Consider the following 6,262-nt stretch of genomic DNA (forward strand, 5'->3'; position numbering starts at 1 on the left):
TACCAACCTCACGGCGACCCACGAGGTGACGACTTAGATGAGTATGAACAGCGTGAACGCCGACGGGCAGCCCGCACCCGCGAGGCCCGCCGGCGAGCCGCCGACGGTTCCGCAGGGGGTGCCGACGGCCGGGCCACCACCGGCGTTCGCCCCGCGCCATGCGGCGATCCCGGCGGCCACTCAGGATCGGACCCGACAGTTCACCGCCGACGTCGGTGCGCTGAAACTGCGTGCGCCCAAGACCATGCTCGACACCCAGCTCATGTGGCTGGGCGTGGGGCTGATGGTGGTCGGGATCGGCATGGGCATCGGCGCCTACTTCATGTCGCACGGCACGACGCTGATCCTGACCCAGAACGACGCGATCACGTTGGGTCTGTCGGCGATCCCGGTCTCGCTGCTGGGTTTCGCCCTCTTCATCCGCTACTCGCTGTCCACGTTCATGCGGTTCTGGCTGGCCCGGCTGATCGCCGCCCAGCAGGTACCGCAGGCCGCCCCGGCGGTCGCGGGGCCGGCGGCGGACGCCACCGCGGTACTGCCCACCACCCCGGCCGGACACTGAGCCACATTCCGGGGCGAGGGCTCCTCAACGGGCCGCGCGCGGTGTCATCCTGAACGGGAGGACACCGCGCGCGGCACCGTGGAGGGCAGCCAGGACATGAGCGACAACCCGCAACCGGCGGACCCCGGTCCGACCGACACCCCCGCCGCCCGGGACGGAAAGCGCCTTCGTCTCGTCACGGCGGTGTGGGCCGTGCTCATGGCGGTCGCGGTCGTGATGATCGTCCTGATGCTGCGGAGCTGAACGGCCGGCCTCCGCCCGGAGGCCGGCCGCACCCGTGTCCGGACCGCTCAGATCGCCGGCGGCAGGTCCACCAGCGTGCCCAGCGTGGCCCGATGCCGATCCGCGGTGCCCAGCAGCAGCGCCGACGCCATCGCCCGCTTGAGGTACAGGTGCGCCGGGTGCTCCCAGGTGAAGCCGACCCCGCCGTGCATCTGCACACATTCCTCCGCCGCGCGCACCGCCACCTCGCCGCAGTACGCCTGCGCCAGGGCGGTGGCCACCGCCGCGTCCGCCGCGTCCTCGGCCAGGCACGCCGCCGCGTAGCGCGCCGCGGCCCGGGCCGCGGCGATGTCCGACCACAGGTCGGCCGCACGATGCCGCAGCGCCTGGAAGGACCCGATCGGCCGGCCGAACTGGTGCCGGACCTTCAGATACGCCACCGCCTCGGCCAACGCCTGCTCGGCCACCCCCAACTGCTCCGAGGCCAACAGCGCCGCCCCCTGCCGCAGCGCGTGCCCGAGCGCCGCCTCGGCGTGCTCCGGCCCGGCCACCACCCGGCCCCGCACCTGATCCAACGTCAACTCGCCCACCGGCCGGGTCGGATCCAGCGAGGTCACCGCCCGCCGGGCCAGATGCGCCGCGTCGCCCGCGACCAGAGCCAGCTGCGCCTCGCCGGCCACCACCACCGGAACCACCAGCAACTCGGCCCGATCCGCGGCCAACACCCCGGTCACCGCGCCGGTCAGCAACAAACCGTCCGCGTCCCGGGCACCCGTCACCGACAGCGGGAAACCCGCCCCCGGCCACGTGGTCGCGGTCACCGCCAGGGTCGCGGTCCGCGAGCCGTCCGCGAGTACCCGCAGCGCCGCGTCGCGCGCCTCGCCGGCCGGGCAGGCCAGCAGCGCCGACGTGGCCAGCACCGCACTGGCCAGGAACGGCACCGGCGCGACCGCGCGGCCCAACTCCTCCAGCGCCACCGCGACCTCCCGCGCCCCGACCCCGGCCCCGCCGAACTCCTCCGGGATCAACAGCCCGGCCAGGCCCAGTTCGGCCGCGACCGCCTTCCACAGGCCGTCGTCGTACGCCTCCTCGGTGTCGATCCGCGCCAGCACCTCGTGCCATCCGCACCGATCCCGCAACACCTCGCGCAGCGCCGCGCGCAGGTCCTCCTCGACCTCGCCGTACAACAACGACGGAATCCTGGGCTCGCTCACCGGGGCATCTCCTTCCACGGCACCTTGGTGTCGGTACGCGGCTCGCGCGGCAGGTCCAGCACCCGGTCCGCGATCACGTTGCGCAGCACCTCGGACGTGCCGCCCTCGATCGAATTGCCCTTGGCCCGCAGGTAGTAGTAACCCGGCGCCCGCGCCCCGAGGGTGGCCTGACCCAACTCGCTGCGGCGCATCGCCCAGTCGTCGTAGCCGAGGCCCTCCTCGCCGGCCAACTCCAGCCACAACCGGGTGACGTCCTGGTTCAGCCGGGCGTAGGCGATCTTGGCCGCCGATCCCTCCGGGCCCGGCGTACCGGCCGCGAGCTGCTGGCGGATCCGCTCGTTGCCCAGCCGGGCCACCTCGCACTCCACCCAGGCCCGCAACAGCCGGTCGTGCAGCCCCGGCGTGCGCAACTCCGGGCGGTCGCGCCACATCCGCGCGACCGCGCCGATCGCGTCCGCCTCGCGGGCCGACGCCGCGCCGCCGATGGCCACCCGCTCGTTCATCAGCGTCGTGTTCGACACCGCCCAGCCCTGACCCACCTCGCCCGCCCGGTGCGTGTCCGGGATCCGCACGTCGGTCAGGAACACCTCGTTGAACTCCGCCTGCCCGGTGGCCTGGCGCAGCGGCCGCACCTCGACCCCCGGCGCGGTCATGTCCAGGAAGAAGTAGGTCAACCCTTGGTGCTTGGGCAGGTCCGGATCGGTCCGGGCGAGCAACATCGCCCACCGCGCCTTGTGCGCGAGCGAGGTCCACACCTTCTGGCCGTTGACGACCCAGTCGCCGTCACCCTCGCGGACGGCGCGGGTGGCCAGACCCGCCAGGTCCGATCCCGCGCCCGGCTCGCTGAAGAGTTGGCACCAGATCTCCTCGCCGGTCCACAGCGGGCGCAACAACTCGGCCCGCAGCCGGGCCGCGCCGTGCGCGGCGATGGTGGGCGCGCCCATCCCCAGGCCGATCGGATTGCGGTATCCACTGGCCGTCTTCGCGCCCGCCGCGATCAACGCGCTCTCCACCACCTGCTGCAACGCCCGCGAGGCGCCCAGGCCGCCGCACCCGACCGGGAAGTGCACCCAGGCCAGGCCCGCGTCGAACCGGTGCCCCAGGAACTCGACCGAGGACATCGTGGTCGGATCGTGCGCCGCGACCAGATCGGCCACCCGACGCCGAATGCCCGCCTCGTCGATCCCGTCGGCGGCTTCGCGCTCGGGCTCGTCGGTCGGCGCGTGGCTCGGCGTGTCGGTCGGCTCGTCGGTGGGCTCGCTGTCCGTATCGCTCACGTCGCCCCGCTCTCGCACCACAGGTGCCTCCGTCCTCCGTCATGACGCCCTGTCCATCGACCCGGACACACTGTCGACAACCGGACTGCCTGGATGCTAGGCGCTGAACTCACCGGTAGGAAGCCCGCGCCCGGGCCCCCAATCGGCACGCCCAGGCGATATGTTCGTCTCCCCGTGTGAGCGAGTACACGCACGGACTCCAGCCGGGACCTTCCGGGATTCCGCGCGTCGCAGGGGGTGCTGTACAGCCATGACCGCCGATCAACTCGAGGCGGGTCTCGCCGCCGAACTCGCCGCGGACGGGGAGTCGGTCGTCGAAGCACTGGACCAGTGGTCGGTGCGCACCCCGATGCGGGTCTTCATCCACTACGGCGAGCACGGCCTGGACCTGAGCTACGCCGAGGCCAAGCGGGCCACCGACACGATCGCCGGCAACCTGGCCCGGGCGGGCATCCGCCGCGGCGACCGGGTCGCGGTGCACTGCCGCAGCGCGTACGCCGCCGCGTTGTGGATGTTCGGCATCTGGAAGGCCGGCGCCGTGTACTGCCCGGTGGATCCGGACGCGATCGGCGACCTGCTGGTCGAGCAACTCGAAGCCGGCCAACCGGTGCTCGTGGTCACCGAACGCGCGCTGGTGCCCGCGTTGGAGGCGGTCCGGCCGCACCTGAACCGGCTGCCGCGGCTGACCGTGCACGACGCGGTCGGGCCCAGGCCGCCGCACGGCTACCCGGAGATCGCCTACGCCAACTTCCTCGCCCGCGCGGTGCCGCCGGCCGTGCGGATCGATCCGGGCGACGTCGGGATGATCGTGCACACCGCCGGGGTGACCGGCCGACCCAAGGCCGCCGTGTTGCCGCACCGTTGGCTGGCCTCGTACACGCTGCTGCTGCGCCGGCTCACCACGCCCGACGACGTGGTGCACGTGGACCTGCCGCTGCACTCGGTCCAGGGCGCGTTCGCGGGCCTGGCCCGGGCCGCCTGGGCGGGGGCCGGGGTGTCGTTGTGGGACCGATTCCACCCGGTCGACTTCTGGCGCCGCGTGGCGTCGGCGGGGGCCACCAGCGCGGTGCTCACCGAGACGATGGTGGGCTGGCTCTCCGGCGCGCCCCAGACCCGCGGCGAGCGCGACAACCCGCTGAGCACGGTGCTCATGCAGCCGCTGCCGCCGATCCACCACACGTTCGCGCGCCGGTACGGGATCGACACCGTGGTCGCAGGCTACGGACAGGTCGAGACCGGCCTGCCGATCGCGGCCGTGCTGACCGGCCTGGACCCGAGCGAGGCCACGCCGCCCGCGCTGCGCCGCGGCCTGGCGCCGGCGGCGATCGCGAAGGTGTGCGCCCGACTGGGCGTGCCGGTGCTCGACGGGGCGCGGATCGTGCGCAAGGGCTGCCTGGGCGCGCCGCTGCCGTTCGCCCGGGTGGCGATCCTGGACGAGCACGATCGGCCGGTGCCGCGCGGTGTGGTCGGGCACCTGGCGATCCGACCGCATCTGCCGGGACTGTTGGTGCAGGAGTACGTGGACGACCCGCTGAGCACTGCGGAGGCCACCCGCAATCTGTGGTTCCACACCGGCGACGCGGCGGTGTTCGACGAGGAGGACGGGCTGCTGCACTTCGTCGACCGGGTCGTGGACCGGATCCGGATCCGCGGCGAGAACGTGTCGGCCTATCACATCGAGGACCTGATCAACCAGCATCCGGACATCGCGGTCGGCGCGGTGTTCGGGGTGCCCACCGACCGGGAGGACGAGGACGAGGTGGTCCTGTACGCCGAGCCCGAGCCGGGCCGACCGCTGGACCCCGACGAACTACGCGCGTGGTGCGTCCAGTCGTTGCCCGCGTACATGCGGCCGGCGCAGGTGCGCATCGTCACGCGGATGCCGCGGACGCCGAACGGGCGGGTGGAGAAGTACCGGCTGCGTCGGCACTTCCTGGGCCTGATGGACCGTCCGGGCCCGGCGGTGCGGGGTGTGTCGGTGCCGACCCCGATGCCCGCCACGCGCCCGGCGCTGTCCCCGGCACTGTCTCCGGTGCGCTCCGCGCTGCCCCCGTCGTTGCCGCCGGGAACCCGGCGCTGATCGGTGCGGGCGGCGTGATCGGCGCCCTCGGCCGATCGTGCGGACAGCCGATCGTGCGGATATGTCGCTTTCCAGCGGGAAGGCGTACCAGGCACGCGATTCTGCGGGCGTGGGCAGATCCGAGGAGCGGCACCCATGGACAGCACGAAGGGCGTCACGGGACCGACCGCCGAATCCGGCGCGGGACGGCATCGGCGCAGCGGCAAGGGCTTCGGTTTCGGTTTGCTGGTCGTGCTCGGCACGTTGTTGATGCTCGGCGGGATCGTCGGCCTGGTCTACGTGGGTGTGGCCACGCTGACCACGATGGTGTTGTTCGGCTGGCTGCTGTTGATCGGCGGTGTGGTCGGCTTCGTCCAGGCCATTCAGGCGCGCAAGGAGAACGCGTTCTGGCTGGTGGTCGCGGTCTCCGCGCTCAACATCGCGGCGGGTGTCGTGTTGTTGCGCCGGCCCGAGGTGGCGGCCGAGGCGCTCACCCTGTTCGTGGCGCTGCTGCTGCTCGGCGCGGGCATGTTCCGCATCGTGGGCGGCGTCGCGAGCATGTCGGCCAAGATGATCTGGACCATCCTGGTCGGCGTGATCGACCTGGTCCTGGGTCTGTTGGTACTGGCCGAATGGCCCAGCAGCAGCCGCTACGCGATCGGCACGTTCATCTCGCTGGCCCTGCTCTTCGACGGACTCAGCCTGGTCAGCCTGGGCCTGACGGGCCGTCGGATCGTCGGCTTGGTCCGCGAGGCGGAAGTCCCCGAAGGGGCCCCGGCACCGCTCGCGCGCGACGAGCACTCCACGGAGTGGAAGGCCAACGGTGAAACCACCCGGGAGGGCACCTTCAAGGGCCCGGACACGATGACCGAGCGCGGGGACCGGGAGCGGTAGCGCCGGACACACCGAACGCCGGACGGGCTGTCGT

General features: G+C 72.7%; 6 protein-coding genes. 4 read left to right on the forward strand and 2 right to left on the reverse strand.

Annotated features, from left to right (window positions below; genetic code table 11):
• Nucleotides 1-37 precede the first annotated feature (37 nt).
• The gene (locus tag ACFXMF_RS09900) at nt 38-562 is read left to right on the forward strand and encodes a hypothetical protein (RefSeq protein WP_360312590.1); all 525 of its coding nucleotides are present in this window, start codon (nt 38-40) and stop codon (nt 560-562) included.
• Nucleotides 563-658: 96 nt separating this feature from the next.
• Nucleotides 659-805 carry a hypothetical protein gene (locus ACFXMF_RS09905; RefSeq protein WP_380020600.1) on the forward strand — a complete coding sequence of 49 codons (147 nt, stop codon included), beginning with the start codon at nt 659-661 and terminating at the stop codon, nt 803-805.
• A gap of 47 nt (nt 806-852) precedes the next feature.
• Here ACFXMF_RS09905 and ACFXMF_RS09910 read toward each other — a convergent pair whose 3' ends face one another.
• Both ACFXMF_RS09910 and ACFXMF_RS09915 read right to left on the reverse strand, forming a co-directional pair.
• Nucleotides 853-1,998 carry an acyl-CoA dehydrogenase family protein gene (locus ACFXMF_RS09910; RefSeq protein WP_360312594.1) on the reverse strand — a complete coding sequence of 382 codons (1,146 nt, stop codon included), beginning with the start codon at nt 1,996-1,998 and terminating at the stop codon, nt 853-855.
• Nucleotides 1,995-3,182 (reverse strand): acyl-CoA dehydrogenase family protein, encoded by a 1,188-nt coding sequence (locus tag ACFXMF_RS09915; RefSeq protein ID WP_360312736.1) that lies wholly within the window; start codon nt 3,180-3,182, stop codon nt 1,995-1,997. Before ACFXMF_RS09915 ends, ACFXMF_RS09910 begins: the two co-directional genes overlap by 4 nt.
• Nucleotides 3,183-3,525: 343 nt before the next feature.
• On the opposite strand from ACFXMF_RS09915, the gene ACFXMF_RS09920 reads away from it, so the two are divergent.
• Nucleotides 3,526-5,355 (forward strand): AMP-binding protein, encoded by a 1,830-nt coding sequence (locus ACFXMF_RS09920; protein ID WP_379992570.1) that lies wholly within the window; start codon nt 3,526-3,528, stop codon nt 5,353-5,355.
• 135 nt (nt 5,356-5,490) lie between these two features.
• Complete coding sequence (locus tag ACFXMF_RS09925; protein WP_360312598.1) at nt 5,491-6,228, forward strand: HdeD family acid-resistance protein; 738 nt, start codon at nt 5,491-5,493, stop codon at nt 6,226-6,228.
• The last annotated feature ends 34 nt before the right edge of the window (nt 6,229-6,262 follow it).

The organism is Embleya sp. NPDC059213 (assembly GCF_042754445.1).
Taxonomy (GTDB): domain Bacteria; phylum Actinomycetota; class Actinomycetes; order Streptomycetales; family Streptomycetaceae; genus Embleya.

Coding starts and splice junctions, on each gene's coding strand:
- ACFXMF_RS09905 (WP_380020600.1), top strand. CDS start 659: ATGAGCGACAACCCGCAACCGGCGGACCCCGGTCCGACCGACACCCCC.
- ACFXMF_RS09900 (WP_360312590.1), top strand. CDS start 38: ATGAGTATGAACAGCGTGAACGCCGACGGGCAGCCCGCACCCGCGAGG.
- ACFXMF_RS09925 (WP_360312598.1), top strand. CDS start 5,491: ATGGACAGCACGAAGGGCGTCACGGGACCGACCGCCGAATCCGGCGCG.
- ACFXMF_RS09920 (WP_379992570.1), top strand. CDS start 3,526: ATGACCGCCGATCAACTCGAGGCGGGTCTCGCCGCCGAACTCGCCGCG.